Genomic DNA, 23,628 nt, shown 5'->3' with positions numbered 1-23,628 from the left:
AAGGAGACAGACATGAACAAATACGAAATAGAAACCGTCGAATTAAAAGCGCCTAGTCTGAATCGCAATGATTTAGCTTATGCTATGAAATATCGCTATGCATGCAAAAAATTTGACTCAGCTAAAAAGATTTCCGACGACGATTGGAATGCGATTCTTGAGTCCGGCCGATTAGCACCGACATCTCTCGGTTTTGAAGCCTTCCGGTTATTAATAGTACAAAACCCGGATATCCGCGAAAAGATGAAACAATACGGCTGGGGAATTTTAGCAGGTCTCGAAGCCAGTCACGTAGTCGTATTCCTGGCTCGCAAAAAGTCGGACCTCGAATTTGATTCCCCCTACATCCGCCATATTCAAGAAGAGGTAAAACAATTACCGCCTGAAGTAGATGCTGCATATCGCCAAAAATATGCTCAATTCACTACTGAAGATTATAAAACTTTTGAATCCGAACGGGCTGCCTTCGACTGGTCTTCCAAGCAGGCCTACATCGTCATGTCCAATATGATGACTATGGCGGCTTATGAAGGACTTGATTCTTGCCCCATGGAAGGCTTTAATCAAGATAAGATGACCGCCTTTTTAGGTGATGAACTCGGTCTGTTCGATACGAACCGCTTCGGAATTGCCGTTATGGCAGCCTTCGGTTATCGCGACGAAAAACCGCACCGCAACAAAACACGCCGCACTTTGGATGAAATCGTTCAGATTGTTGAATAAAAACCGTGAGGCTGTACGGAATGAAAATACATTCCGTACAGCCTCTTTTGTATGTGTCTAGGCACTAAAAACCGTCGTTCCGTCAATAATTGTCTTTTTTACTTGTAAAGTATTTTCATCAAGAAGGACTATATCCGCCGCCTTACCGACTTCAAGGGACCCCAACTGATGATCCAAGCCGAGGCTTACGGCTACATTCAAGCTTGCCGCCGCCACAGCTTCCGGCAAGGACGCACCCGTATTATGCATGAATCGACGTACACCGTCAGCCATGGTAAGAACACTGCCTGCTAAAGTTCCGTCTGCCAATTCCGCACGATTCTCGTGAACGAAAACCTTCTGTCCGCCCAATTCCGACTCACCGTTTTCTGTCAAGCAAGCTCTGATGGAATCGGTAATCAAGATGATACCGTTCCTCCCCTTTGCTATATACGCCAACCTTTGTGCTGCCGGATGCAGGTGTACATCATCACAAATAAGTTCGCACACGGCCCGTTCATCCGTCAAGGCCGCACCTACCACACCCGGCTTGCGGTGATGTAGAGGTGATTGAGCATTATATAAGTGAGTCACATGATAATGATCAAGACCTGCCAAACGCTCTGCCAGCTTTTCATACGTAGCGGCACTATGCCCGACAGAAACTATGATTCCCGCCTTTTTACACGCTTCTAAAAAAGAGTTGTCGGGTAAAGTCTCCGGCGCCAGAGTAACGATGCGTACCGTATCTATAAAGGGTTCGATTAACGAAAAATCGGCCTTAACAATATGGATGCTCTTTTGAGCCCCCTTATAGACATCATTGATGAACGGCCCCTCCATATGGGCACCCAGGACTTTTGCCCCGATACACCGCTCCTTCATATAACGGCGAATACGAGTCAATGCACGCGTAATACTTGGCAGATCATAAGTCATAGTCGTCGGCAGAAAGGCCGTAACACCCGTTTCGGGCAAGCGTTTTGCCATGACGGCTAATGCTTGAGGATCGTCATCCATGACATCGACGCCTCCCAGGCCGTGAATATGTTCATTAATAAAACCCGGCACCGCAATATAGCCGTTTCCGTCCGTTATAACACGACATTTTCCTGCTTGAAAGTTGTCAGTGCTCACGATTTGCTGAATTCCGCTCTCATCATAGACAAGAACATGACCGGTAAGAACCGTCTCTTTCGTCACTATGCGGCTGTTTATTATAGCTTTCATGAACTGCCTCCTGCCATCGAAATGCGTAATCCGCCCTTATAGATCGTATGTGTTTTATTGTACACTTCGCCTGACTGTATGTCTATGAATAGGCCTTTCCCCAAAGAGTTGTCACATGAAGGCTGAATAAAAAGCGGCTCCTTTCGGAGCCGCTTTTTATTCAGCAAATTAGATTTCATCCAAATGATCGATAATATCTTTACAAGCAATACATCCCGGGCAATCACAAAATTCCGCACCTTGCGCCTTAATTTCTTCGGCATGTTTCAACATGGCATGAGCCGCTTCTTTACCGAACAATTCCGCTGCCGTAGAAGAACCCATAAAATCAATAGTTTCGTCAATAAGAGCAATATTTTCCTTCACAACAGTCGGCAACTCTTTCGTCAATCCGGCTTGCTTATCCGTTCCTTCAGCCGCTAACCATTCATTGGCGAAGGCCTTTACCGTTTCATTACTTGATGCCGCATCTGCCAAGGCCTGTACTTTTGCTTTCAATTCTTCGTGTGTCATAGTAACCTCCTGAATTTACGTCGCTTGCTTACTGAAACTGCATCGACTCATATTTATTACACACTCATTATAGTAGCTTACGCTTACACTGAATAGTAGAATTATTTCCGATAGGTACTATCAAATATGATAGATTTAGCTCGTTTACTACTTCCTATTTTTTCAAAAATATTTGTACATATAAAAAAGATACTATTAATGAGTTGACTCCTTTATGCGGTGTGCTATATTGATAAATAAGCATGTATTACCTACCGTTTATTTACAAAAAACGTTTAAAAGGAGATTTCTATGTCAGACACACTCACCAACATACATGACCTCGTAGGACGCTGCCCCTTTGCAACAAGCCAAAAGGTCTTAGCCGGCAAGTGGGCACTCTTAATCTTGCACGAACTGGCAGAAGGTCCTGTTCGCTTTCGAGAACTTGAACGTCGTTTGAACCCCTTTACTCAAGCCACTCTGACACGAGCACTCCGACAAATGGAACATGACGGTCTTATCTCCCGCAAGGTCTATGCCACAGTCCCGCCGAAGGTAGAATACAGCCTATCGGAAATGGGAGCCGAGTTTCGCACAGTCCTAACCGCTTTAGAATCTTGGGGACTGAAATACATTGAATTCATGAAAGCGTCAGGCCGTATCTGATTCAACACAAAAAGAGTCCTAGCAACAACTGGCTCTCAATCCGTTGCTAGGACTCTTTATCTGTTTATTCTATTTGCGATCGTAAAGTCCCGCTTTTTTCATCATGCTGTCCAAGAAGTTCTTTACTTCGTCACTTGCATTTACCATGGGTAGCCGGAATACGCAATTAGACGTAATCTTCAGCATTTGGCAACACTCTTTGACAGGTATCGGATTAACAGTCGTAAAGATTCCCGTCATGACATCAAGGTATTTTTGATTGATAGATGCAGCCGCTTCCATGTCTCCGTTCTTGCAGCACTGTACGATGGCATTCATTTCTTTGCCGATAATATGTGATGCCACACTGATAACCCCCGTACCGCCGACAGCCGTAATAGGCAATGTCAATGCGTCTTCACCGCTATATACGCGGAAGTCGTCTTTAGTGTCGCGAGCAATCTTCGTAGCCGCCACCAAGTCACCGCTGGCTTCTTTTATGCCTACAATATTGGGGAAGTCCGCAGCCAGTCGCACTACCGTTTCAGGCAAGATTTTACCACCCGTCCGCCCCGGTACATTATAAATAATAACAGGTAATGATACGGCCTTTGCCACTGCCGCAAAGTGTGCGTAACACCCGTCCTGATTCGGCTTATTGTAATAGGGTACTATTACGAGCAGACAGTCAACGCCGGTTTTCTCAGCTTTTTTGGCAAATTCAACAGTAGCCGCCGTATTGTTAGAACCTACATTCGCCATAATCATAGTACGATCGCCGTATTCATCGGCGGCAAACCGGAAAAGACGCAATCTTTCTTCTTCCGTCAGTGTAGCACCTTCACCGGTCGTACCGGCAACGAGTAACCCGTCCGAACCGTTTTCAAGCAAATATCTTGCCAATGAATCAAACTCGTCAAAGTCAATATTCCCGTTTTCATAAAAGGGCGTGACCATAGCCGTAATAACGTTTCCGAACTTCAACATAACCCGTACTCCTCCTTATATATCGTGTTTTATCATATATTCCGCAATTTGCAACGCATTTAAAGCGGCCCCTTTGCGGATTTGATCCCCCGATACCCAAAGATTGACGGCTTTGGGATTAAATAAATCCTTACGGATGCGACCTACATACACATCATACTTTTCCGAAGTATACAAGGGCATGGGATATTCCATTTTAGCCGGATTATCCTGAACCTGTGCCCCCGGAAAAGCATCGATAGCACGACGAATTTCTTCAACGGTCAGTTCTTTTTCCGTTTCCACATAAACCGATTCGGCATGACTGCGGAATACGGGCACGCGAACCGTTGTCGGTGTAACGGCAATAGTATCGTCATGGAAGATTTTATGTGTCTCATTGACCATCTTCATTTCTTCCTTAGAGTAATCGTTGTCCATAAAAACATCAATTTGCGGCAATAGATTAAAAGCAATGGGATAGTGTTTATCCAAGCTCTTTGTAGGCAAGATTTCCGCTACCGGTTCTTTTCCCGCCATAACATCTTCCACTTGTTTACGCAGTTCATCAATGCCTTCCTTACCGGCGCCGGATACAGCCTGGTATGTGCTGACCACAATTTTAGTAATTTTAGACAAGTCGTAAATAGGCTTTAAGGCCATTAGCATAATAATGGTCGAACAGTTCGGATTGGCAATAATCCCCTTATGCTTACGAATGTCTTCAGGATTCACTTCGGGAACAACCAACGGTACATCGGGATCCATGCGAAAGGCACTGGAGTTATCAATGACAACACACCCTCGTTTTACCGCTTCGGGGGCTAATTCTTTACTGATGGACCCGCCGGCAAACAAGCCGATGTCAACGCCTTCAAACGATTCGGGTTTCGCTTCTTCTACCGTATACTCCTTACCGTTAACCGTCAGCTTCTTACCTTCCGAACGTTTGGATGCCAACAACTTCAAGGAACTGTACGGGAAGTTGCGTTCTTCTATTAATCTGATAAATTCCTGTCCTACAGCACCGGTAGCCCCCAAAATGGCTACAGACAGATTCTTCGTACTCATATGTAAAGCCTCCTGTACAGTTTTATAAATAGTGTTCCAAGCCGAAGGTCACACCCTTGCGGGAATCCACCTTCTTTACGGCTAAGACAACGCCGGGCATAAAGGATTTTCTGTCCAACGAGTCGTGACGGACCGTAAGGATTTCCCCGTAGCCGCCGAAAAGTACTTCCTGATGCGCCACATACCCGGGCAGCCGAACGCTATGTACGGGTATGCCCTCCACCGTAGCGCCTCTGGCTCCGGCAAGACTTTCGTGCGTTTTATCCGGAGCCGGTTCTGCACCTGCTTCACGACGGGCACGGGCTATTTTTTCAGCCGTCATCTTGGCCGTACCGGACGGAGCGTCTAATTTATTATTATGATGTAACTCGATGATTTCTACATCAGGCAAGTATTTAGCAATTTCCGCACTATACTTCATCATCAGTACGGCTCCGACAGAAAAGTTTGGTGCAATAAATACGGCTACGTCCGCTTTTTTTGCCGCTTCATCCAATTCATTACGCTGTTGTGCCGTCAAACCTGTCGTACCGACAACAATATTCGTCCCGTTTTCAATACAAGTCTTTACATTTCCGTAAATAGCCGCCGGTGTCGTAAAATCGACGACTACGTCGGGTTTTGCCATTTTTAACGCTTCATTCAAACTCCCGTACAAGGGTAACCCCAAAGAAGAAATACCGATGACTTCTCCCGCATCTTTACCCACATTCATAAGACTTGTGCCGCCTACGAATTCCAATTCATTATCTGCCAAAACGGCCTTAACCGTTTCGCTTCCCATGCGACCGTCTGCGCCGCTTACCAATACTCGAATCATGCCTTTTCCTCCGTATAAATCGGAATATTATGTATCTATTTATGATAAACTTCTCAAGAACGCTCGTCAAGAAATCTGCCCATGTATACAAAAAGCGTGCCTAGGCACGCCCTTTGACCTTGCGAATAATTTCCTCAGCTGCTTGCATACCGGCCTCACTGGTATCGTCTCCGGAAAATATGCGGGCAATGTCTTTAACATGGGCTTCTTTATCTAAATTGCGGACCTGAGTAACCGTCCGCCCCTCTTTTTCTTCTTTATACAAAAAGTAGTGACTGTCCGCAATGGCTGCCGTCTGCGGCAGGTGAGTAATACAAAAAACCTGACCCATCCGTCCCAATCGTCCCATTTGAGCCGCTACTTGCAACCCTGTTTCCCCGCTGATGCCTACATCTATTTCGTCAAAAACTACGGTCCTGTCCGTATATTTTTCTCGGAAAATAGATTTTAATGCCAAGGCGATTCTGGATACTTCGCCGCCGGATGCCACTTCTGCCAAGGGTTGTTCCGTCTCGCCCCGATTAGCTGAAAACCACAGCTCCACCGATGCGGCTCCGGAAAGACTTATAGCCTCCATAGGCTCGATGCGAAAAGAGATGCGGCTATTTTCAAGTCCCAACCGATGTAAAATATCTTCCGTCTTTTCTTTAAACAAGTCTGCCGCTTCCAAGCGTGCCTGAAATAAATCATCGCCTTCTTGCCGTAATTGCTTTTCGCAGCTGGAGATTTGTTTATTTAAGTCAGCCAGAGCGTTTTCCGAATCGCTCAGTTTCTCCCTATCCGCCTTGGCTTTTTCGGCAAAGGCCAATATATCTTCTACGGAAAATCCGTATTTACGTTTTAACTTTTCAATCGTCGCCAAGCGAGACTGCATTCGGTCTAATGCCGGGCCGTCAAAACTCATGCCGTCTGCATAAGAAGATATTTCGTCTCGCAACTCTTCCAACTCGTAAGAAAGCGCCTCCGCCTTAGCTGCCATGACCTCAAAACGCGGGTCATACGATGCGTTTTTCAGCAAACTGCGGCGAATTTCCGCAATACCGTCCGTCATTCCCTGACGACGTTCACTACCGTCCATAGCGGCCATGGCGGTTTGTAGTCCTTCCGTAATGTGTTCGGCATGAGAAGCCGTGCGAATATCGGCTTCCAGCTTTTCGTCCTCTCCTTTGGTTAACTTGGCTTCTTCAATTTCCTGTATTTGAAAATCTAAAATACCGAGAAGACGCATCTTTTCACTCTCGTCATGTTCCAAATCGTCTCTCTCGCGACACAGGTTTTTCCACGTTTTATACGTCTTGTCATAGGCAGTCCGACAACGGCACGTACCTTCCGTAAAGCTGTCGAGAAGGCGCACATGATAAGCCGTGTCGAAAATAAGGCGACTGTCATATTGACCGTGAATATCGACAAGGTATAGGCCCAATTTGCGAACTGTAGCCAGAGGAACCAGAGTTCCGTTAACCAGCACGGAACCGCGCCCGTTCCGATAAAAACGACGGGATATGATGATTTCCCCGTCTGAAGTATCAATATGTTGCTCTTCTAAAAAGGCTACCAATCCTTCGTTTCCCGAGGGCAAAAAAAACGCGCCTTCAACGAGGAACGCTTCCGCCCCTGACCGGACGAAAGACGCTGATGCGCGTTTTCCTGCGAGCATACCGATGGCATCGAGAAGGATGGATTTGCCCGCACCGGTTTCACCGGTAAAAACAGTGACTCCATCGGTAAAGCTCAAGTATATATCTTCAATTAGTGCAAAATTCTCAATGTGCAATGATTGCAACATGTGTATTATTCCTTCATTAATGAAATGATCAGTTTGACAAGTTTCGGAACGCTGTCGGGGTTATTCGTAATAATTAAAACCGTGTCGTCACCGGCTACAGTGCCGATAACACGCTCCCATTTTGCATGGTCTACTGCCGAAGCAACCATGCTGGCCGAACCGGGAACGGTGTGAATGACGATTTGATTCAAACACGAGTCGACGCGCACGATAGAATCCTGAAATAACCGGGCCATACGACTCTTGGACATGAGCATGTTTTGTTCGGGTGACAAAGCATATCGATAATGTCCGTCACTGGTAGGAACCTTAATCAGCATCAACTCTTTAATGTCCCTGGAAACCGTGGCCTGAGTGACTTCAATCCCCTCTTCCTGCAAAGCCTTGGCCAATTCTTCCTGCGTCTCAATCGGCCGAGATTGAACAATTTCTTTAATCTTAGTGTAACGGAATCTTTTCATGGCTATCCTCTCTTTTGAATAACAAACAGTACCGGCGGCTCATGCACTTGATTGGCAGGCTGCCAGTACGACACGTCGAACCGTTTCTGAGACACATGGCTCAAAAACGAAGCGAGCTCATCCTTCTCTTTTTTCCCGTCCGGGGTTCCCGGATATGCTACTATCATAATTATCCCATTGACAGAAATTTTATGCAAGCCTAAATCCACGGCTTTTAATGTAATTGCAGTATCCGTATGTATAGCGCGGTTTCCTCCGGGCAGATAGCCTAAATTGAATACTATAAAATCAGGAGTTTTATCAATTTTACTTAATAAATTTTCATGAGACCCTAATTTCAATTGTATATGTTCGTGAAACAATCCGTTTGTTTCCAAGCGAGACTGTGTGGATGCCAAGGCTGAAGCTTGAATATCAAATCCGTAGAGAAAGGCTTGTTCATCCATGTGTTTAGCTAAAAATAAAGTATCATATCCGTTACCGCAAGTCATATCAACGAGAACTCGAGCCCGTTTTACAAAAGGAAGTGCTAAGGTATGGCACAAGGCAACGGCATTATGAAACGGATATTCTTCCAATTATTCGGCACCTCTCATCTTTTTGAACAAGTTGGCATAAAAATATCCGCCGTCAAAGCGAATAAAATCCAAATGAGCTGTCGATTTACGAATATGTAGAATCATATTGCAGGCGAACTCATAATCCGTCATGCCGTCTACGGAAATGCGGACAACATTGCGACTGTACCTTACGGAAAAACTGAGTCTGTCCTCGTCGCTGAGAACAAGGGGTATTTTCAATAATAAGTGCGGACAAATAGGCGTTACCATCATGCCTTTTACATGGGGCGGCACAATGGGCCCCCCTGCGGAAAAGGTATACCCCGTACTGCCTGTAGGCGTAGAAACGACAATACCGTCACCGGGATATTGTTGAACGAAGTAACCGTTAATACTCATATCCACGCGTACCAGCTTGCCTACATTTCCGTGACCGATAACGATATCGTTCAACGCGTCGGGCAGCCGCTGAATCATGCCGTCTGCATATTCCAATTCACCGGCCAGCATAATTCGTTCTTCTTTAAAGTACCGCCCTGCCAGAATATCTGTGAAGCGAGCGGGCAAGTCGGCAGCTTCCACTTCATATAAAAAGCCGAGAGACCCCAGGTTAATCCCGCACACGGAAATTCCCCGCGAAGCGAAATGACGAGCCGATTTTAAAATGGTACCGTCACCGCCGAGAACAAAGGCCAACTCGATACGATCATATATCTTTTCGCCGGAAAGTAAATGTTCTTTCTCTATACCGGTATATACTGCATGACCCGACTCTTCCTCATCATAAAGAACATAGTACTCACAACCGTTTTCTTTGCACAATGACACAATATTTTGCACCAGAGAAATACTGCTTTCTTTCATTAAATTCGGAAAAATACCGATTCTCATTGTTTCACCTACATTTCATGAGAACGAGCCACAACAATACCGATTTCTTCATCCGTCACGTCATTGTGTACCGGTTCATCCTTGCGACTGTATAACAAATATTCTACATTGCCGTCCGCTCCCTTGATAGGCGAATAGGTCAGTTCAAGAGGTGAAAGACCGGCTTGGGCTATGCCGGCAACGACACGACATACCGTTTCGCGGTGTACATTCATATCTCTTACGATACCGCCCTTGCCGACCGCTTCACGACCGGCTTCAAATTGCGGCTTTATGAGAGTGACAATCTGCCCGCCCGGTTTCAATAGAGGTACGACGGCGTCCATTATTTTTAAGAGGGAAATAAAGGATACGTCAACGGAAATAAAATCGACAGGCCCGCCTATATCTTCAGACGTAACGCCTCGAATATTGGTTCTTTCCATATTGACGACTCGCTCATCGGTCCTTAATTTCCAAGCCAGTTGTCCGTAGCCCACATCTATGGCAACTACCTTAACGGCACCGTTTTGTAAAGCACAGTCTGTAAATCCGCCCGTAGAGGCGCCGATGTCTATCATAGTCTTACCCTTCAAGTCAAGGGGAAACGTCTGCAAGGCCTTTTCCAGCTTCAACCCGCCCCGCCCCACATACGGTAAAGGATTTCCCTTTACCGTAATTTCTTCATGAATTTCAATTTTCGTTCCCGCTTTATCTACTCGCCGGTCCTTGACGAAAACAAGTCCCGCCATGACTGCGGCCTTGGCTTTTTCCCGGCTTTCGAAAAAACCTCGTTCCGTCAATAATACGTCAAGCCGTTCCTTTTCCTTCATACCTTCCCCTTATTGAACTCGTTGCTCTAAATAGATAACGAGTTGTCTTAAAAACTCCGCATTTTCATCGAATTCCTGCAAAGCCGCCAACGCCCGAGCCGTCGTTTGCTTCGCTTCTTCCCTTGCCCCCTCTACACCGAGAAGGGATACATATGTAGTCTTATGATTTTTTTCATCGCTGCCTACAGGCTTTCCCATTTCCTTTTCACTGCCTACGACATCCAAAATATCGTCCGTAATCTGAAAAGCCAACCCGAGCTGATCTCCATATGTCGTAAGAGCCTTCATCGTTTCATTCCTCACGCCGGCCAATAAAGCCGCCATTTGTACAATGGCCGTAAAAATAACGCCCGTCTTACTGCGATGCATAAGTTCCATAGCCGCTCTTGTCGGCACGCCGCCTTCAGACTGAAGATCAAAGTATTGGCCGCCCACCATACCGGCCGGGCCTGCCGCATGTGCAAAAATTCGAATAGCCTGTAAGATTTTATGGGCAGGGGCAGCCGACTGTGCCGCCATGAGTTCAAAGGCATAGGTCAATAACCCGTCTCCGGCCAAAACAGCAGTGCCGTCTCCGTACACCTTATGATTCGTCGGCTTGCCGCGACGAAAATCATCGTTATCCATAGCCGGCAGGTCATCGTGAATAAGAGAATAGGAGTGAACACATTCCAAGGCGCAAGCCAAGTCTAAAAAAGCATCCGGATCCGTCCCCGCCGCTTCCAAAACAGCCAGAAACAAAACGGGCCGTATTCTCTTACCGCCTGCATTAAGGCTGTAATTCATGGCCTCATAAAGGCCGGAGAACTCGGGCGTACTCGTCTGCAACAGTTCGGCTAAACGGGTATCGATTCGTTTCTTACGACTTTCCAATGAGGTGCGAAAACTCATAGCCCCAACGTCCCTTCTTCATAAGCCCCTGTCGTATCTTCAGCTTGGGTTGCTTGTTCTCCCCGTACTTCCGCCAAGGCTTGAGCTCGTTGACGAGCGTATTCAAGTGCACTTTCACAGGTGCCGGACAATTTCACGGCTTTTTCAAAAATATCCAGAGATTCTTGTAAGGTCAACCCGGGATTATCAAGAGAGTCTACCAGTCTTTCCAGCTCTTCAAAATCCTTCTCAAAGTTTTTTAATTTGTCCGTTTTTTTCACCACGTCCAATCACCTCTTTCACTTCCGCCACAATAATACCGTCGACAAGTTGTACTTCTAAAGGTTTCTTGCGATTTACGGCCGTAATTCCCACTATGACCTCACCGTTTTGCAACAACTGCCCATAACCTTTGCGTAAAAAAGCGGTCGGGTTCATACCTTCAGCCCGTGATTTTATCTTATCCAACGCATGCTGTTTTTGCAGTAATAAATACTCCGTCTTTTGTCTTGCACTTTCTACCAAACGATTTAAATTGTCTTTTTTGACAGATACGAATTCATTATATTGATGTAGGCGAATTCGTGTCGCCGTTCGTTCCCACTGTGAAAATCGTCGTTCAATACAGTCGTCCATAAGTCGCCCGGCCGTTTCCGTTAAAGCGGCTATTTGCAATTGTATATCCGTAAATGAAGGAAATGCCAGTTCCGCTGCATGAGTGGGTGTCGCCGCTCGCACATCGGCTGCATAATCGACAAGGGTCGTATCCGTTTCATGTCCGACAGCCGTAATAATAGGCACTTGCGTATTGTACACGGCTCGAACGACGGCCGGATCATTAAAGCACCACAAGTCTTCCATGGAACCGCCGCCGCGGGCCAGAATCAAAACATCCAAATCACGGTTCTTCCCCGCCTCTTCAAGGGCCTTAACCAATTTAGGTGCAGCTCCGTCTCCTTGAACAGGCACGGGATATAAAACGACCTCTATATATTCGTTACGTTCTGCACGAATTTTTTGTATATCGTGAAGAACTGCGCCCGTAGCCGATGTCAATACACCCACCTTCCAGGGAAAGCGAGGCAATTCTTTCTTGTTATCCTTGTCAAAATATCCTTGAGCATACAGCTCGGCCTTATTTTTCTCATACTGTTGTTGCAGATTCCCTACGCCTTGAGAAAAAAGCCTCTCAATAATAAAAGAAAAGGTACCTCCTTTTTCGTACACGTTGACTTCTCCCGTCACGACAACGCGATCGCCTTCTTTTACAGTGCTCATCATCGTGCCGGCACGATTACGAAAAAGGACAGCTCTGATAGAAGCCTTATCGTCATGAATGTTCATGTACCAATGTCCGGTAGATGCCCGTTTCAAGCCGATAATATTGCCTTCCATAGCCACATTTTTCAAACGAAAATCATGTTCCAAGTCTTCTTTTATTCTACCTACAACGGTCGACACACTGTCATAGTTCATCATATACCCGCCTTATGGTACTCCCGTAAAGCCTTAAAGGCCGCCCCGCTTGCATTATCGGCACTGAATCCCTGCGGTGCCGGTATAAATTCAATTCGTCGTCTATGCATAGCCGCTTCGACGGAAGTCCGTAAAAAGTTGTTTTCCATTACACCGCCTACAGCAACAACCGTCTTATACTCGTTTCCTGCCAATGCGGTATCCAGTAATTCTAAAATGCCGTTCAAAACCGTATGCATAGTTTGTGCACAAATGACCTCACAACTCGTCTCCCCGGCCGTAATAAGACGCTGCATCTGTGATTCCCGCCCTGAAAAGCTGATGCTGCCGTTCCGATGCCAGACCGGAAACCCGTTGACCTCTCCCAACGCCGCCTGAGACTGCCTATCTACGTATTTCCCCGCCGGAAACGGCAGTCCCAAGGCAACACCGATACGGTCGATAAACTGTCCCGCACTGATATCCGTCGTGCCGCCTATACGAGTAATTACGGTACTGTCACCATCAGTCTCAACCCTTAATATATCTGTCGTGCCGCCGGAAAGATGAAGGGCACAGTACGGCTCTTTGGGTTCCTTTCCTACGGCTCTCCAGGCGGCCAAAAGGTGATTTTCCTGATGACTCAGCCTATATAACGGGACGTTAAGCATAGCCGCCAATGAGCGAGCGCAACCGAGTCCGCTTAAAAAAGCGGGCATATACGAATCGTCACGCCGCCGCGGCTTATCCGTTACGGCGACGGCGCATACCGTATTGCCCGCCACATAAGATGCGATTTTTTCCGTTAACTCCGGTAAATTTCGCACATGTTGATATACCATTTCCGACTGCGAGAGTCCCCGTTCTCCTTCGGGTACGGTCAAGACGCGACGTTCATCGGCAAGAACAGCCGCCTGTTCATTCAACAGGCACAATGAAGTTGTATAACAGCTGGTATCAATTCCCAGATATACCTTCATTATTCGTGTGTCCTCGCGTAGGCACCCAAAATACCGTTTACGAATTTGGAGGAGTCCGCCCCGCCGAACTGTTTAGCCAAGAGCACTGCTTCATTTATAATAATGGCTGATGCCAATTTTTCCTTAGGGTATACGAACTCACAAAAAGCCATTTTCATAATCGTTTTATCGGCCTTGTTCATTTGCCTCAAATCCCAACCTTTGGCATATGTACGAATAAGATCATTCAGTTCTTCGCCATGCTCGGAAACGGTGGACACAAGATATTCACAATAAGAGTTCGTGTCGTTTTCGCTGTTATCTTCAGTCGCTTCACTAAGAACCTCGTCCTCGCTTTCAAAGGGCACGGCATGTGCATCCAAACAATCAGCCGTGACCGTCTCTACTGTTGCGGCACTCTCTATCGGTTCTTTTTCATCCTCCGCATAACCGAGGATTTCCGTTTCACTGTATTGAATATCATTTGTATCGTGAAATTCTCGGGAAAAAAGAATTTCCAATGCTCTCCGGCGTGCTGTATGTCTGCTCACGCTATCCTCTCCTTGCCTTACACCGTCCGGTGTGCAATCATATCTTCTATAGTTACATCGACAGTTACCTTATCGGGGCCGATCATATCTTTTACAGCCTGCGCCGTATGATGCTGAACGGCCAGAGCCAACTCACGCATTTGTGCCTTCGGCAACGCTGTCAGACGTATGGCCACAGCCAATTCATCTTCCTTAGGGTGTACACTTACATGTATCTTGCGGTTCGCAGCCACACCCGTCGTACCGGCCACGGCCGTACGAACAATTTTTTCCATTGCCGATTGAGAAACCGTATATACCTTCTCTTCATTTGTTTCCATTCCATCAACCTTCTTCTGTTGCCGGTCGGTCATATAAAATATCCTGAACGATAATGTGAACAGCCGACACTTCATAGCCGCATCGGGATTCGACAGCCCCTTTTACAACCTGTTGAACCTCAATGGCTACATCCGGAATGCGAATACCGTACCGAACAACCAATCGCACCGTCAATTCAACCGTAGTCCCGTCCGTTTTAATATCTATGCCGCGAGGCGAAGAAGAACGGCCGAATTTTTCCGCAAAGGAAGCGGCCGGTCCGGCAACACCTTTTACAGCCAAGGCAGCTTCAACCGCTATACCGGCAATAACCTTGTCGGCAATGTGAACAGCTCCCAATTCGTTATATTCCGTCGTCATCATAAAAGATACTCCATGAACAAAAAGCGATGAGAGGCTCATCGCTTTTTATCGTTTCTTTACTTATGCACGCCCCGTGTACTGACCGGTTCTCGTGTCGATTGTCAACAATTCGCCTTCGTTAATGAAAAGAGGCACCTTAACGACATATCCCGTTTCCAACGTAGCCGGCTTGCTACCGCCCGTAGCCGTATCGCCGCGAACGCCCGGATCCGTTTCAACAACACGAAGTTCAACGGTTGCGGGTAAGTCGATCCCGATTACCTTGCCTTTGAACATCATGACGGATACATTCATTTCTTCTTTGAGGAAGTTTACTGCCGAGCCGAGTGCATCTTTATTGAGCTCAATCTGTTCATACGATTCGTTGTCCATAAATACGTACATTCCGTCCGATTCATAGAGGTATTGCATCTGACGGCGATCAACACGACCTTCCTGTACTTTTTCGCCTGCATTCCATGTGCGTTCTACAACAGCACCGGTTTCGAGGTTTTTAATTTTAGCACGTACAAAAGCGGCCCCTTTGCCGGGCTTTACATGCTGAAATTCCACAACCTGCCAAACCTGACCGTCAATTTCAATGGTAACGCCCGGTCTGAAATCATTACTTGTAATCATACACAATCTCCTCCTAAAACAACTCCGTTAATTCTTTCGATGTTGTCGTCAATATTTCACAGCCCTCTGCTGTTACGACAAGGGAGTCTTCAATGCGCACTCCGTACTTGCCTTCTATGTACAGTCCCGGTTCTACCGTGACTATCATATTCTCTTTCAATACTCCCTGAGACCGAGGCGACAGAACGGGTTGCTCATGAATTTCCAATCCCGTCCCGTGCCCCAAGGCATGGGTAAAGTATTTATCTACACCGTGCTTTGCAAAAAACCGCCGTACAGCCGCATCCGTTTCACAACAGGAAGCACCGCTTTTTACGGCATCCACACCTATGAGCTGAGCTTGCAAAACAAGGTCATAAAAACGTTTTTGTTCCTCCGAAGCCTTACCGCAAACAACGGTTCGCGTCATATCGGAATGGTATCCGTTACAAACGGCACCGAAATCAAAGGTAATAAAATCACCGTTTTCAACGGGCTTATCCGTCGCCGTGCCGTGCGGCATGGACGAACGTTTCCCCGAGGCCACAATAGTATCAAACGATTTTTCTTTCGAACCGGCCAAGAGCATCTTGCTTTCCAACAAAGCCGCTAATTGTCGTTCCGTAACACCCGGACGAATGTGAGGCAAAAGTTCCGCAAATGCCTTGTCGGCAATACGCGATGCCCGTCGTGTCGCTTCGATTTCATACGTTTCTTTTACGGCTCTTAGTTCCTGTAAGGACACGGCTTCAAAGTACAATTCGTCTTCCTGAGCCATACTTTCAAAGAAAGAATGCGTCATGAAATCCCGTTCATACCCGACAGCTCCCGCTCCGTCTTCTATTAACACGGAAACAGCGGAGAAAGCCAAGCGACCGCCATGATTCATAACGGTAATCTTCTCAGTACATTCGTCGACAGCCTGTTCAATATACCGCGAATCGGTCCATAAAATAACTCGTGACGGCGTCAGGACCAAGGCCCCTTCCCCGCCGGTAAAGCCGCTGAAGTATTTGAGATTCTCAGGTTGTAACATAATGACGGAATCCAAAGTATGATTCTGAAGAAAACGGCGTAAAGCCGCTATTCTTTCCATTGTCATAATATCACCTTATTTCTGTTCGACTAACGACAATAATACCATATAAACAAGGCTTTGACCAGCTATTTGCACGTTAAGAAGGACGTTTTTACAATTTTACAAATCCTCTGTTGAAAGAAGCGGCAGGGCAATTTCCTCTTTGGTCAGCTTTCTGTATTCTCCGGCCTGCAAATTCTTGTCCAAAGCCAAACCGCCGATACGACTGCGGTGCAAGGACGTCACGGTAAGCCCGACGACACTGCACATCCGCTTTACTTGATGGAACTTTCCCTCACAAACGGTAATTTGCAGTCGACCTTCAGCTGTTTTTTCAGCCCGTGCGGGTAAACATTCCACCCCGTCTTCCAAAACAATTCCGGCAGCAAAGCGTTCTCCCACGTCAGCGGGAATAACTCCTTCAACCTGAGCCTCATAGACTTTCGGTACGTGCTTTTTAGGCGAAATCACCTTGTGGGCCCATGTACCGTCATTACTCAGTAAGAGAAGTCCTGTCGTATCTATGTCCAAGCGACCTACAGGAGCTACCCGAGAGGCGGCATAACGGGACGGCAAAATATCCAAAACGGTCCGCACTCGGCTATCCTGAGTTGCCGAAACGACGCCGGCCGGCTTATGCAGCATCAAATACGAAACCGCTTCATATTCCACCTTCTCACCGGCTACGATTACAGTAGCTCCTTCATCCACCTTTACGGAACTGTCCCGAACGATTTCTCCGTTTACCGTTACATCCCCGCTCTTGCACAAACTCTTAATTTCTTTTCTCGTACCGTACCCCGAATGGCCGAGCAATTTATCCAAACGAATCATGGGTTTCTCCTTATAGTCCGATCATGGTCGACCACTGCTTTTGGACTTCCGCCATCTGTTCCAAATGGCGCGTCGAATTCATAACCGTCATGACATTTCGTTCGCCGTAATACTCAATGACGTTGACAGCCGTATTAAACTGTTGGAAACACCAAATCCGAGTCAACCGCAATCCCAACAAACCAAAAAGAAGGCACCGAATCGTCGCTCCGTGAGAAGCTATAAATACGGTATCCCCGTCTTTATGTTCGCCTAAAATTTCCTGTACCTTCTTTAAAGAGCGCATCTCCACTTCTTCGAAAGATTCACCGCCGGGAGCCTTCATCTTTCCTTCCGACGCATAAAAATCTTCAATCATTCCGGGCCAGCCGGATGTAATCTCATCGTAGCGATGTCCTTCCCACTCACCGAAGTTGACTTCCTGCAACTCTTTATATGTCCTCACTTCCATGTGATGAGGGGCCGCTACAATTTTTGCCGTTTCTTCGGCTCGCATAAGGTCACTGCTGTAAAAGCCGTCAAAATGAACGTCCTTCAAGTACTCACTCAAGCACTGTGCCTGAAGTCGTCCTTTATCATTTAAAGGAATATCCGTAGATCCCTGATACCATTGTTCTACATTCCCCTTTGTCTCTCCGTGTCGAACGAGGTAAAGCTTTATCATAAAAATCCTCCCTAATTCTCTATTATTAAATAAACGCGGTCATTGCAAAAAAGTTGTTCATCTGAATAATCAAGGTCGCCACAAGCAATAAAACCGTTTCAGTCACTTCAATAACCGCCCCGTACGTATCGCCCGTCAGCCCGCCTAAACGAGCCGTTACCTTTCGGTGTGCTCCGTAAGCGACAAGAATTGCTCCGGCCAGTATATAAAGATAAACGATGCCGACTGCCAAAAGGGGCAATAAGGATACGACAAAGGCCTTGAGCAACGCGTGACGCGGAGCATAGTCCTGAAAAGCTCTCCCCAAGCCTCGTTCACGTGCATAGGGAAAGCGCAAAATGCCCAAGACGGCTCCGAAGCGAGCCGCTGCAGGTATGCCTATCAAGAAAGGCCAGGCAGGCGTCAATTCGCCGACACAGGCCACCTTAAGTAAGATAACAAAGACAAAAGCAGCTACCCCGTTAGCTCCGACACAACTGTCATTCATAATTTCAAGACTTAGCTTTCGATCCCGACCCGAATAAATACCGTCGGCCGCATCCATCAGACCGTCGGAATGTAGACCGCCGGTCAGAAAATACCAACAGGCTACGGTTAGGACGGCTGACAAAAAGGGAGAAAAAAGAATCCCCGTCAAGCCTCGGGCCAAGGCCGTTAAGAGTCCGATAAGAAGGCCGACAACGGGAAACCACACTACGGCCCGTCCGAAGTCGACATCAGACCAGGTCAGTCGCGAAGCCACTTGTATGCGCGTTAAAAATTGTAAGGCAATCAAAAAAGACCTCATATCTCTTCCTCCGCCCTAACGGATATTTTCTTAAGATCTACCGTAAGGCCGGCCACGGACAGGTATACCCTGTCCGCTTCGGCGGCTAAGACCGAGTTCATGCTCCCCAATACATCGCGAAAGGCACGCGACACGGCATTATCCGGAACGATGCCGGAGCCTACTTCATCGGTTACAATAATAACCGTTGCCCCGTTCGTTTTTACGGCCTTTGCCAATGAATGCATTTCCTGTAAGGCCGCATTTTCCGTATCTTGCGATTCGTCATGGCGGTGGGCGTAAAGAAAAGAGGCCGCATAAGTCGTTAATGAATCGATGAGAACCGTTTCATACTTGCAAGCCGCCTGTGCCGTTACATTCGGCAGGTCGCAAGCGGCTTCTACTGTCTGCCATCCTTTCGGACGTCGCTTCTGATGACGGGCGACACGAGCCTTCATTTCTTCATCATCCGCCACAGCCGTAGCTATATACACCGTTTTTTTCGACCGTTGCCGTGCCAAGTTTTCGGCAAATTCACTTTTACCGCTTCGCGAGCCGCCGGTTACGACTATCAATGTACCCATACATCCTCCTTATCGTACGCCCCATTATATCACAGAGTCCTTTAATAACTGAAAAACTGCCGCATAAGCGGCAGTTCTTAATTTTTACGATTTGCTTATTTCACTCTTAATCAAGTGGACTTCCGGAATAATAAGTTGTTCTGTTCCGACTTTTATCAAGCTCGTTTGGCCGGGCAAACAAAAGACGGGGCACTGACGAATGACGCCGGCCGCACTTCTATATGCAAGAGCCTCTGTCCCGCAAGCCCGCCGGTATGCCAGAAAAGTCAACATCCCGTTAAATTCGGGAATAACCTTATCGAATTTAGGTTCCAACGTTTCCAGGGTCACGTCTCTTAAGGCCAGCCCCGTACCGCCGCTGGTTACAATAGCATCTACACTGCATACCCATTCATGAATATGCTTTAAAATCGCTTCTCCGTCGTCCTTTACAATGGCATAATCCACGACCTGATGCCCCGCCTTGGTCAATAAAGACTGAATAAGCAAGCCGTTCGTATCATCCGAATAGGTCCGGCTGTTGCTGACCGTAAGTATGGCAAAGCGTAAAGGACGGTTGTCTTTTTCTTTCCGACTCATATTTGTCGCCTCCCGTAATGAGGATCCGATTCTCGTTCAATTTATCACATTATATTTATATTATACGATACTTTTGAACAATAAGGTACTCTATTTAAGAATACAAGACAGGACCGTAACAAGTTTGATATAATAAAGCTGACCTGCATTCGATTCGGTCATAAACGAAGTTTTTTCGGAAAGGAAACCCATTATGGACTCGTTATTACAATCGAGCGGCACGATTATTGCCGTAATTTTCGCTGTTGCCGTCATTTACTCGTTGTATACGACCATACGCAAGAAAGACAAGGCTGAAAAAGCGGAGAAAGCCTTGGAGGGACGTAAACATACGCATGCCGTAAATTTACATTCCCATGATGTAAAGCCGCATAACGGCTACTTACGCTACGACGTACAGACTACGGGGTACACCCATCGTTACCCGAATCGCTTTGTTGCCGTAGCCCTTGATTTGGCCGCTAAACAACCTTATTCCATATACAAGCTGGCTTTTGCGGAGTTCGAAAACGGCGAACCCGTCGATCGTCATTACTTCTATATTCAGCCGCCTGAAAACGACCTGTCAAAAGTCACGGACAAGGCCGTCAACTGGCAAGTATTAACCAAAGCCGATACATTCGGGGAATATTGGAAGTCGGGCATGAAGGATATTTTTGAGCATTCCGTCCTCGTCGCTCATAACGCACCGTTTGTTATCGGCTGCATTCTTCACGCCTTGGAAGTATACGATATTAAAGCCGAAAAATTGCGCTACATCGACGCCTTGGAAACGGCTAAGGAATTATACAACTTTGACGATAACTCTCTCGTCGGAATTTGTAGTGAATCGGGTTTTGAAGCCGAACCTGACGACGAACTGAGCAAGGCCGTCGGATTGGGTAAGTTTTTTGCACTCTCTCACAGCGATTATCCTACAGCCCTGCCTCGTATTTATGCGTACGGTACGGCACCGACAGATGAGGAAATCATGGCAGCCGCCATTGCCGAAGTAGAACGAGAAGCGGATACGCCGGAAGCCATGTTCTCTCCCCTTGCCGTAAATGAAAGCTTATTAAAAACCATGGTGGATAAAGGCTACCTCGAAGACGGCGAACGCCCGGGTACCTATTATGCTACCGATAAAGGTCTCGACTTTACAGACGATATAGACGGCCTATAAATATTAAACGAAAAGCATTACCTCACAGACTCACTTCATGTGCTTCTGTAAAGGTAATGCTTTTTTCGTTCCGTCTCCCGACGGCTTTTATAAAACTTTTTATCGACCCGTAGCGGCAATTCGTTCATTCAACCACTGAACGACGTCGCCCATCATATTGGTCGTCACGAAGTGCCCCAACCCGTCATAAATAACAGATTGAACATCTGCTCCTGCCGTTTTTAACTTACAAGCGTACAGAGCCTGTGCCGCCTTATCGACTACATCGTCAGCTCCGCCGTTTAATAGAAGAACCGATTTATTACTCAATACCTCCACGCGGTTATAAGGATCCGCCGCATCTATATGCGGCAGCAGAGTTTGCCATTCAGAAGTCCGGTCAATCTTCCAAGCGGCTCTAAATCGACGATCCGATTCATTCCACCACCCCGACCCGTTCAAGGCTGCGGCCCCGCATACCTTCTCTTGTGCCGCAACAACTCCGAGAGCCGTAATACCGCCCATGGAATGTCCGGCTACAAAAATTTTTTGCTCGGGCCAGTGAGCCTCACCATAAGCAATGAGAGCTCCGGCTTCTTGTGTCGACTGCAAAACTGCCTGCCAAAATAACGGGTAAGCCTGCTTATCATCGTAATCTATAAGGCCTCTTTGTCCATGATTCAGTGCATCGGGAACGATGACGGCATATCCGTATGAGGCCATGATTCTCGCCCGCAAGGACTGTAACTCCTTACACGACGACCAGCCGTGATAAAAAATCACGACCCCTCGAACGTCTTCTGTAGGTACTACGACCAGACAAGGAATTGAGTCGATATACAACGCCTTCTCCTCAATCATCGACGCATCCCCCTGCGGCAAGCCACGGGAGTCTGCCAAATTTCCGACCAGATAAGGCCTGCCTGCAAGCGATTGCGTGGCATCCGTGCCGGCTGTGCCGCCCGTTGTACCTGCGTAACACCAACCTCTTCTTCAACTGTCGGTTCATCCGCTTCGGCCAGAGCCGCTTGAAAAACCGGGTTCGGCCCTACCTCAGGCCGATCTTTTTCACGAATACTTTCCGACGACATGCGCTCGGGCAGTTCAAGAGTAACTTTCGTCTTACCGCCACCGGTTACGACTTCATAAGGTTCTTTTTCTTTTTCATACGGACCTTCCCAGTATCTTCTGTCGTAGCTGTCCGTTTTGACCGTTTCCGTCGGATACGGATAACCGTCGTCATTGGCATCATCGTCCCTATAGGTATCCTCTCCGGGATAAGGAAAGGGCTGTTGATTCTGCCTTTGTCTTTTCGCCCTGCGAACCGACTTCGACAGCTGCTTATAAATAAAGTAAAGAATAAGCAGGAAAAAAATCCAACTCATAGGCTCACCTACTTTTCATGCCCCGTCGAAGGATGCGAACCGTTTCCTTCCGTCGTCACGTCGGGAACACCCGTTCCGGCGACGGCATTACGCATATTCGTATCGGCTAAAATATTGCGCATGGAGTAATAGTCCATAACGCCCAAGTTGCCTTCACGCAAAGCCTGCGCCGTTGCCAAAGGAACTTCCGCCTGGGCTTCTACGACCTTAGCCTGCATTTCCTGAGTATAAGCGTGCATTTCCTGTTCCTTTGCCACAGCCATGGCCCGACGTTCTTCCGCCTTAGCCTGAGCAATTCTCTTATCCGCTTCGGCTTGGTCCGTCTGTAGACGAGCCCCGATGTTACGTCCTACATCAACATCGGCAATATCGATGGAAAGGATTTCAAAAGCCGTACCGGCATCTAACCCCTTATTCAGAACGGTTTTAGAAATCTTATCGGGATTCTCCAAAACTTCAGAATGATCTTCGGCCGAACCGACACTGGTAACAATGCCTTCGCCGACACGAGCAATAACCGTCGCTTCACCGGCACCGCCGACAAGACGATCAATGTTGGCTCGAACCGTTACACGAGCACGCACCTTAAGTTCAATCCCGTTTTGAGCTACTGCCGAAATGAACGGCGTTTCAATAACCTTCGGGTTAACACTCATCTGTACGGCTTCCAATACGTCACGACCGGCTAAATCGATAGCTGCGGCACGTTCAAACGTAAGGGACATAGTTGCTCGCTGTGCAGCAATCAGTGCATCGACAACGCGGTCTACGTCACCGCCTGCAAGGTAATGAGCTTCCAACTGGTTGGCGTTCACGTCCAGTCCCGCCTTGTTGGCCTTGACCAAAGGTAAGACGATTTTCGAAGGAATAACGCGTCTGAGACGCATCCCGACGAGATTAAAAATTCCTACGTTCACTCCCGCCGCTCGTGCGGAAATCCACAAGCCGATAGGCACAAAATGTAAGAATAAAGAAACGATGAAAATAACGACAATAATGACTCCCAAGGGGAGTGCAAATACAATACCCGACATAGAAAAAC

At 47.2% G+C, this 23,628-nt stretch carries 30 protein-coding genes; 3 read left to right on the top strand and 27 right to left on the bottom strand.

All coding sequences use genetic code 11. The features are described 5' to 3' along the window. Positions 1–12 precede the first annotated feature (12 nt). The gene (locus HMPREF9429_RS08710) at positions 13–723 is read left to right on the top strand and encodes an NAD(P)H-dependent oxidoreductase (RefSeq protein WP_006943219.1); all 711 of its coding nucleotides are present in this window, start codon (positions 13–15) and stop codon (positions 721–723) included. Positions 724–780: 57 nt separating this feature from the next. On the opposite strand, the gene nagA is transcribed toward HMPREF9429_RS08710, so the two are convergent. After that, positions 781–1,932, bottom strand: coding sequence for an N-acetylglucosamine-6-phosphate deacetylase (nagA, locus tag HMPREF9429_RS08705; protein WP_006943218.1), 1,152 nt, complete (start codon positions 1,930–1,932; stop codon positions 781–783). Positions 1,933–2,100: 168 nt separating this feature from the next. Continuing rightward, positions 2,101–2,445, bottom strand: coding sequence for a hypothetical protein (locus HMPREF9429_RS08700; protein ID WP_006943216.1), 345 nt, complete (start codon positions 2,443–2,445; stop codon positions 2,101–2,103). A 291-nt stretch (positions 2,446–2,736) separates the two neighbouring features. Between HMPREF9429_RS08700 and HMPREF9429_RS08695 the strand changes: the two genes are divergently transcribed. Beyond that, positions 2,737–3,093, top strand: coding sequence for a winged helix-turn-helix transcriptional regulator (locus tag HMPREF9429_RS08695; protein WP_006943215.1), 357 nt, complete (start codon positions 2,737–2,739; stop codon positions 3,091–3,093). Positions 3,094–3,162: 69 nt separating this feature from the next. On the opposite strand, the gene dapA is transcribed toward HMPREF9429_RS08695, so the two are convergent. The 22 genes from dapA to HMPREF9429_RS08585 form a co-directional block, all read right to left on the bottom strand. Next, entirely contained in the window at positions 3,163–4,059 is an 897-nt protein-coding gene (gene dapA, locus HMPREF9429_RS08690; protein WP_006943214.1) for a 4-hydroxy-tetrahydrodipicolinate synthase, read from the bottom strand. Between the two features lie 15 nt (positions 4,060–4,074). Continuing rightward, complete coding sequence (locus HMPREF9429_RS08685) at positions 4,075–5,109, bottom strand: aspartate-semialdehyde dehydrogenase (RefSeq protein ID WP_006943213.1); 1,035 nt, start codon at positions 5,107–5,109, stop codon at positions 4,075–4,077. A gap of 22 nt (positions 5,110–5,131) precedes the next feature. Further along, positions 5,132–5,929: a 4-hydroxy-tetrahydrodipicolinate reductase gene (dapB, locus tag HMPREF9429_RS08680; protein ID WP_006943212.1), complete on the bottom strand. Its 798-nt coding sequence runs from the start codon at positions 5,927–5,929 to the stop codon at positions 5,132–5,134. Between the two features lie 100 nt (positions 5,930–6,029). Further along, positions 6,030–7,715, bottom strand: a complete 1,686-nt coding sequence (gene recN / locus HMPREF9429_RS08675; protein ID WP_006943211.1) for a DNA repair protein RecN — start codon at positions 7,713–7,715, stop codon at positions 6,030–6,032. Between the two features lie 5 nt (positions 7,716–7,720). Beyond that, positions 7,721–8,176 (bottom strand): arginine repressor, encoded by a 456-nt coding sequence (argR, locus tag HMPREF9429_RS08670; RefSeq protein WP_006943210.1) that lies wholly within the window; start codon positions 8,174–8,176, stop codon positions 7,721–7,723. A 2-nt stretch (positions 8,177–8,178) separates the two neighbouring features. Further along, positions 8,179–8,754, bottom strand: a complete 576-nt coding sequence (locus HMPREF9429_RS08665) for a tRNA (mnm(5)s(2)U34)-methyltransferase (RefSeq protein WP_006943209.1) — start codon at positions 8,752–8,754, stop codon at positions 8,179–8,181. Further along, positions 8,755–9,627: an NAD(+)/NADH kinase gene (locus HMPREF9429_RS08660; RefSeq protein ID WP_006943208.1), complete on the bottom strand. Its 873-nt coding sequence runs from the start codon at positions 9,625–9,627 to the stop codon at positions 8,755–8,757. Between the two features lie 8 nt (positions 9,628–9,635). Beyond that, positions 9,636–10,439, bottom strand: a complete 804-nt coding sequence (locus HMPREF9429_RS08655) for a TlyA family RNA methyltransferase (protein WP_006943207.1) — start codon at positions 10,437–10,439, stop codon at positions 9,636–9,638. Positions 10,440–10,448: 9 nt separating this feature from the next. Next, entirely contained in the window at positions 10,449–11,330 is an 882-nt protein-coding gene (locus HMPREF9429_RS08650; RefSeq protein ID WP_006943206.1) for a polyprenyl synthetase family protein, read from the bottom strand. After that, positions 11,327–11,590, bottom strand: coding sequence for an exodeoxyribonuclease VII small subunit (xseB, locus tag HMPREF9429_RS08645; RefSeq protein WP_006943205.1), 264 nt, complete (start codon positions 11,588–11,590; stop codon positions 11,327–11,329). Before xseB ends, HMPREF9429_RS08650 begins: the two co-directional genes overlap by 4 nt. Continuing rightward, a complete protein-coding gene (gene xseA, locus HMPREF9429_RS08640; RefSeq protein WP_006943204.1) occupies positions 11,559–12,788 on the bottom strand; it encodes an exodeoxyribonuclease VII large subunit in 1,230 nt (409 codons plus the stop codon). The genes xseB and xseA overlap by 32 nt, the downstream gene beginning before the upstream one ends. Beyond that, positions 12,785–13,744, bottom strand: coding sequence for a tRNA (adenosine(37)-N6)-threonylcarbamoyltransferase complex transferase subunit TsaD (locus HMPREF9429_RS08635; protein ID WP_006943203.1), 960 nt, complete (start codon positions 13,742–13,744; stop codon positions 12,785–12,787). The genes xseA and HMPREF9429_RS08635 overlap by 4 nt, the downstream gene beginning before the upstream one ends. Continuing rightward, positions 13,744–14,274, bottom strand: coding sequence for a transcription antitermination factor NusB (gene nusB, locus HMPREF9429_RS08630; RefSeq protein WP_040774559.1), 531 nt, complete (start codon positions 14,272–14,274; stop codon positions 13,744–13,746). Before nusB ends, HMPREF9429_RS08635 begins: the two co-directional genes overlap by 1 nt. A gap of 17 nt (positions 14,275–14,291) precedes the next feature. Then, positions 14,292–14,594: an Asp23/Gls24 family envelope stress response protein gene (locus HMPREF9429_RS08625; RefSeq protein ID WP_156780746.1), complete on the bottom strand. Its 303-nt coding sequence runs from the start codon at positions 14,592–14,594 to the stop codon at positions 14,292–14,294. A 4-nt stretch (positions 14,595–14,598) separates the two neighbouring features. Continuing rightward, a complete protein-coding gene (locus HMPREF9429_RS08620) occupies positions 14,599–14,958 on the bottom strand; it encodes an Asp23/Gls24 family envelope stress response protein (protein ID WP_006943200.1) in 360 nt (119 codons plus the stop codon). A gap of 60 nt (positions 14,959–15,018) precedes the next feature. Beyond that, positions 15,019–15,576 carry an elongation factor P gene (gene efp, locus HMPREF9429_RS08615; RefSeq protein WP_006943199.1) on the bottom strand — a complete coding sequence of 186 codons (558 nt, stop codon included), beginning with the start codon at positions 15,574–15,576 and terminating at the stop codon, positions 15,019–15,021. A gap of 13 nt (positions 15,577–15,589) precedes the next feature. Next, entirely contained in the window at positions 15,590–16,657 is a 1,068-nt protein-coding gene (locus tag HMPREF9429_RS08610; RefSeq protein WP_006943198.1) for a M24 family metallopeptidase, read from the bottom strand. Between the two features lie 96 nt (positions 16,658–16,753). Beyond that, positions 16,754–17,467, bottom strand: coding sequence for a pseudouridine synthase (locus tag HMPREF9429_RS08605; protein WP_006943197.1), 714 nt, complete (start codon positions 17,465–17,467; stop codon positions 16,754–16,756). 10 nt (positions 17,468–17,477) lie between these two features. Continuing rightward, positions 17,478–18,131, bottom strand: a complete 654-nt coding sequence (locus HMPREF9429_RS08600) for a histidine phosphatase family protein (RefSeq protein WP_006943196.1) — start codon at positions 18,129–18,131, stop codon at positions 17,478–17,480. 25 nt (positions 18,132–18,156) lie between these two features. Continuing rightward, the gene (cobS, locus tag HMPREF9429_RS08595; protein ID WP_006943195.1) at positions 18,157–18,918 is read right to left on the bottom strand and encodes an adenosylcobinamide-GDP ribazoletransferase; all 762 of its coding nucleotides are present in this window, start codon (positions 18,916–18,918) and stop codon (positions 18,157–18,159) included. Continuing rightward, the gene (cobU, locus tag HMPREF9429_RS08590; RefSeq protein WP_006943194.1) at positions 18,915–19,481 is read right to left on the bottom strand and encodes a bifunctional adenosylcobinamide kinase/adenosylcobinamide-phosphate guanylyltransferase; all 567 of its coding nucleotides are present in this window, start codon (positions 19,479–19,481) and stop codon (positions 18,915–18,917) included. Before cobU ends, cobS begins: the two co-directional genes overlap by 4 nt. 84 nt (positions 19,482–19,565) lie before the next feature. Beyond that, a complete protein-coding gene (locus tag HMPREF9429_RS08585; RefSeq protein ID WP_006943193.1) occupies positions 19,566–20,060 on the bottom strand; it encodes a MogA/MoaB family molybdenum cofactor biosynthesis protein in 495 nt (164 codons plus the stop codon). Positions 20,061–20,253: 193 nt separating this feature from the next. Here HMPREF9429_RS08585 and HMPREF9429_RS08580 point away from each other — a divergent pair, with 193 nt between their 5' ends. Continuing rightward, a complete protein-coding gene (locus HMPREF9429_RS08580; RefSeq protein ID WP_006943192.1) occupies positions 20,254–21,222 on the top strand; it encodes a 3'-5' exonuclease family protein in 969 nt (322 codons plus the stop codon). A 99-nt stretch (positions 21,223–21,321) separates the two neighbouring features. On the opposite strand, the gene HMPREF9429_RS08575 is transcribed toward HMPREF9429_RS08580, so the two are convergent. From HMPREF9429_RS08575 to floA, 3 genes are read right to left on the bottom strand one after another with little or no spacing between them, the layout of a single operon-like run. Then, positions 21,322–22,062: an alpha/beta fold hydrolase gene (locus HMPREF9429_RS08575; protein ID WP_006943191.1), complete on the bottom strand. Its 741-nt coding sequence runs from the start codon at positions 22,060–22,062 to the stop codon at positions 21,322–21,324. Further along, entirely contained in the window at positions 22,059–22,586 is a 528-nt protein-coding gene (locus tag HMPREF9429_RS08570) for a hypothetical protein (protein WP_006943190.1), read from the bottom strand. The genes HMPREF9429_RS08575 and HMPREF9429_RS08570 overlap by 4 nt, the downstream gene beginning before the upstream one ends. A gap of 8 nt (positions 22,587–22,594) precedes the next feature. Continuing rightward, positions 22,595–23,620 (bottom strand): flotillin-like protein FloA, encoded by a 1,026-nt coding sequence (floA, locus tag HMPREF9429_RS08565; protein ID WP_006943189.1) that lies wholly within the window; start codon positions 23,618–23,620, stop codon positions 22,595–22,597. Positions 23,621–23,628: the final 8 nt, after the last annotated feature.

The organism is Megasphaera micronuciformis F0359, from assembly GCF_000165735.1.
Classification (GTDB): domain Bacteria; phylum Bacillota; class Negativicutes; order Veillonellales; family Megasphaeraceae; genus Megasphaera; species Megasphaera micronuciformis.
Note: the sequence above shows the minus strand (reverse complement) of the source record. Positions and strands in the feature narration are given on the sequence as shown.

Coding starts and splice junctions, on each gene's coding strand:
- HMPREF9429_RS08710 (WP_006943219.1), top strand. CDS start 13: ATGAACAAATACGAAATAGAAACCGTCGAATTAAAAGCGCCTAGTCTG.
- nagA (WP_006943218.1), bottom strand. CDS start 1,932: ATGAAAGCTATAATAAACAGCCGCATAGTGACGAAAGAGACGGTTCTT.
- HMPREF9429_RS08700 (WP_006943216.1), bottom strand. CDS start 2,445: ATGACACACGAAGAATTGAAAGCAAAAGTACAGGCCTTGGCAGATGCG.
- HMPREF9429_RS08695 (WP_006943215.1), top strand. CDS start 2,737: ATGTCAGACACACTCACCAACATACATGACCTCGTAGGACGCTGCCCC.
- dapA (WP_006943214.1), bottom strand. CDS start 4,059: ATGTTGAAGTTCGGAAACGTTATTACGGCTATGGTCACGCCCTTTTAT.
- HMPREF9429_RS08685 (WP_006943213.1), bottom strand. CDS start 5,109: ATGAGTACGAAGAATCTGTCTGTAGCCATTTTGGGGGCTACCGGTGCT.
- dapB (WP_006943212.1), bottom strand. CDS start 5,929: ATGATTCGAGTATTGGTAAGCGGCGCAGACGGTCGCATGGGAAGCGAA.
- recN (WP_006943211.1), bottom strand. CDS start 7,715: ATGTTGCAATCATTGCACATTGAGAATTTTGCACTAATTGAAGATATA.
- argR (WP_006943210.1), bottom strand. CDS start 8,176: ATGAAAAGATTCCGTTACACTAAGATTAAAGAAATTGTTCAATCTCGG.
- HMPREF9429_RS08660 (WP_006943208.1), bottom strand. CDS start 9,627: ATGAGAATCGGTATTTTTCCGAATTTAATGAAAGAAAGCAGTATTTCT.
- HMPREF9429_RS08655 (WP_006943207.1), bottom strand. CDS start 10,439: ATGAAGGAAAAGGAACGGCTTGACGTATTATTGACGGAACGAGGTTTT.
- HMPREF9429_RS08650 (WP_006943206.1), bottom strand. CDS start 11,330: ATGAGTTTTCGCACCTCATTGGAAAGTCGTAAGAAACGAATCGATACC.
- xseA (WP_006943204.1), bottom strand. CDS start 12,788: ATGATGAACTATGACAGTGTGTCGACCGTTGTAGGTAGAATAAAAGAA.
- HMPREF9429_RS08635 (WP_006943203.1), bottom strand. CDS start 13,744: ATGAAGGTATATCTGGGAATTGATACCAGCTGTTATACAACTTCATTG.
- HMPREF9429_RS08625 (WP_156780746.1), bottom strand. CDS start 14,594: ATGGAAACAAATGAAGAGAAGGTATATACGGTTTCTCAATCGGCAATG.
- HMPREF9429_RS08620 (WP_006943200.1), bottom strand. CDS start 14,958: ATGATGACGACGGAATATAACGAATTGGGAGCTGTTCACATTGCCGAC.
- efp (WP_006943199.1), bottom strand. CDS start 15,576: ATGATTACAAGTAATGATTTCAGACCGGGCGTTACCATTGAAATTGAC.
- HMPREF9429_RS08610 (WP_006943198.1), bottom strand. CDS start 16,657: ATGACAATGGAAAGAATAGCGGCTTTACGCCGTTTTCTTCAGAATCAT.
- HMPREF9429_RS08605 (WP_006943197.1), bottom strand. CDS start 17,467: ATGATTCGTTTGGATAAATTGCTCGGCCATTCGGGGTACGGTACGAGA.
- HMPREF9429_RS08600 (WP_006943196.1), bottom strand. CDS start 18,131: ATGATAAAGCTTTACCTCGTTCGACACGGAGAGACAAAGGGGAATGTA.
- cobS (WP_006943195.1), bottom strand. CDS start 18,918: ATGAGGTCTTTTTTGATTGCCTTACAATTTTTAACGCGCATACAAGTG.
- cobU (WP_006943194.1), bottom strand. CDS start 19,481: ATGGGTACATTGATAGTCGTAACCGGCGGCTCGCGAAGCGGTAAAAGT.
- HMPREF9429_RS08585 (WP_006943193.1), bottom strand. CDS start 20,060: ATGAGTCGGAAAGAAAAAGACAACCGTCCTTTACGCTTTGCCATACTT.
- HMPREF9429_RS08580 (WP_006943192.1), top strand. CDS start 20,254: ATGGACTCGTTATTACAATCGAGCGGCACGATTATTGCCGTAATTTTC.
- HMPREF9429_RS08575 (WP_006943191.1), bottom strand. CDS start 22,062: ATGATTGAGGAGAAGGCGTTGTATATCGACTCAATTCCTTGTCTGGTC.
- HMPREF9429_RS08570 (WP_006943190.1), bottom strand. CDS start 22,586: ATGAGTTGGATTTTTTTCCTGCTTATTCTTTACTTTATTTATAAGCAG.
- floA (WP_006943189.1), bottom strand. CDS start 23,620: ATGTCGGGTATTGTATTTGCACTCCCCTTGGGAGTCATTATTGTCGTT.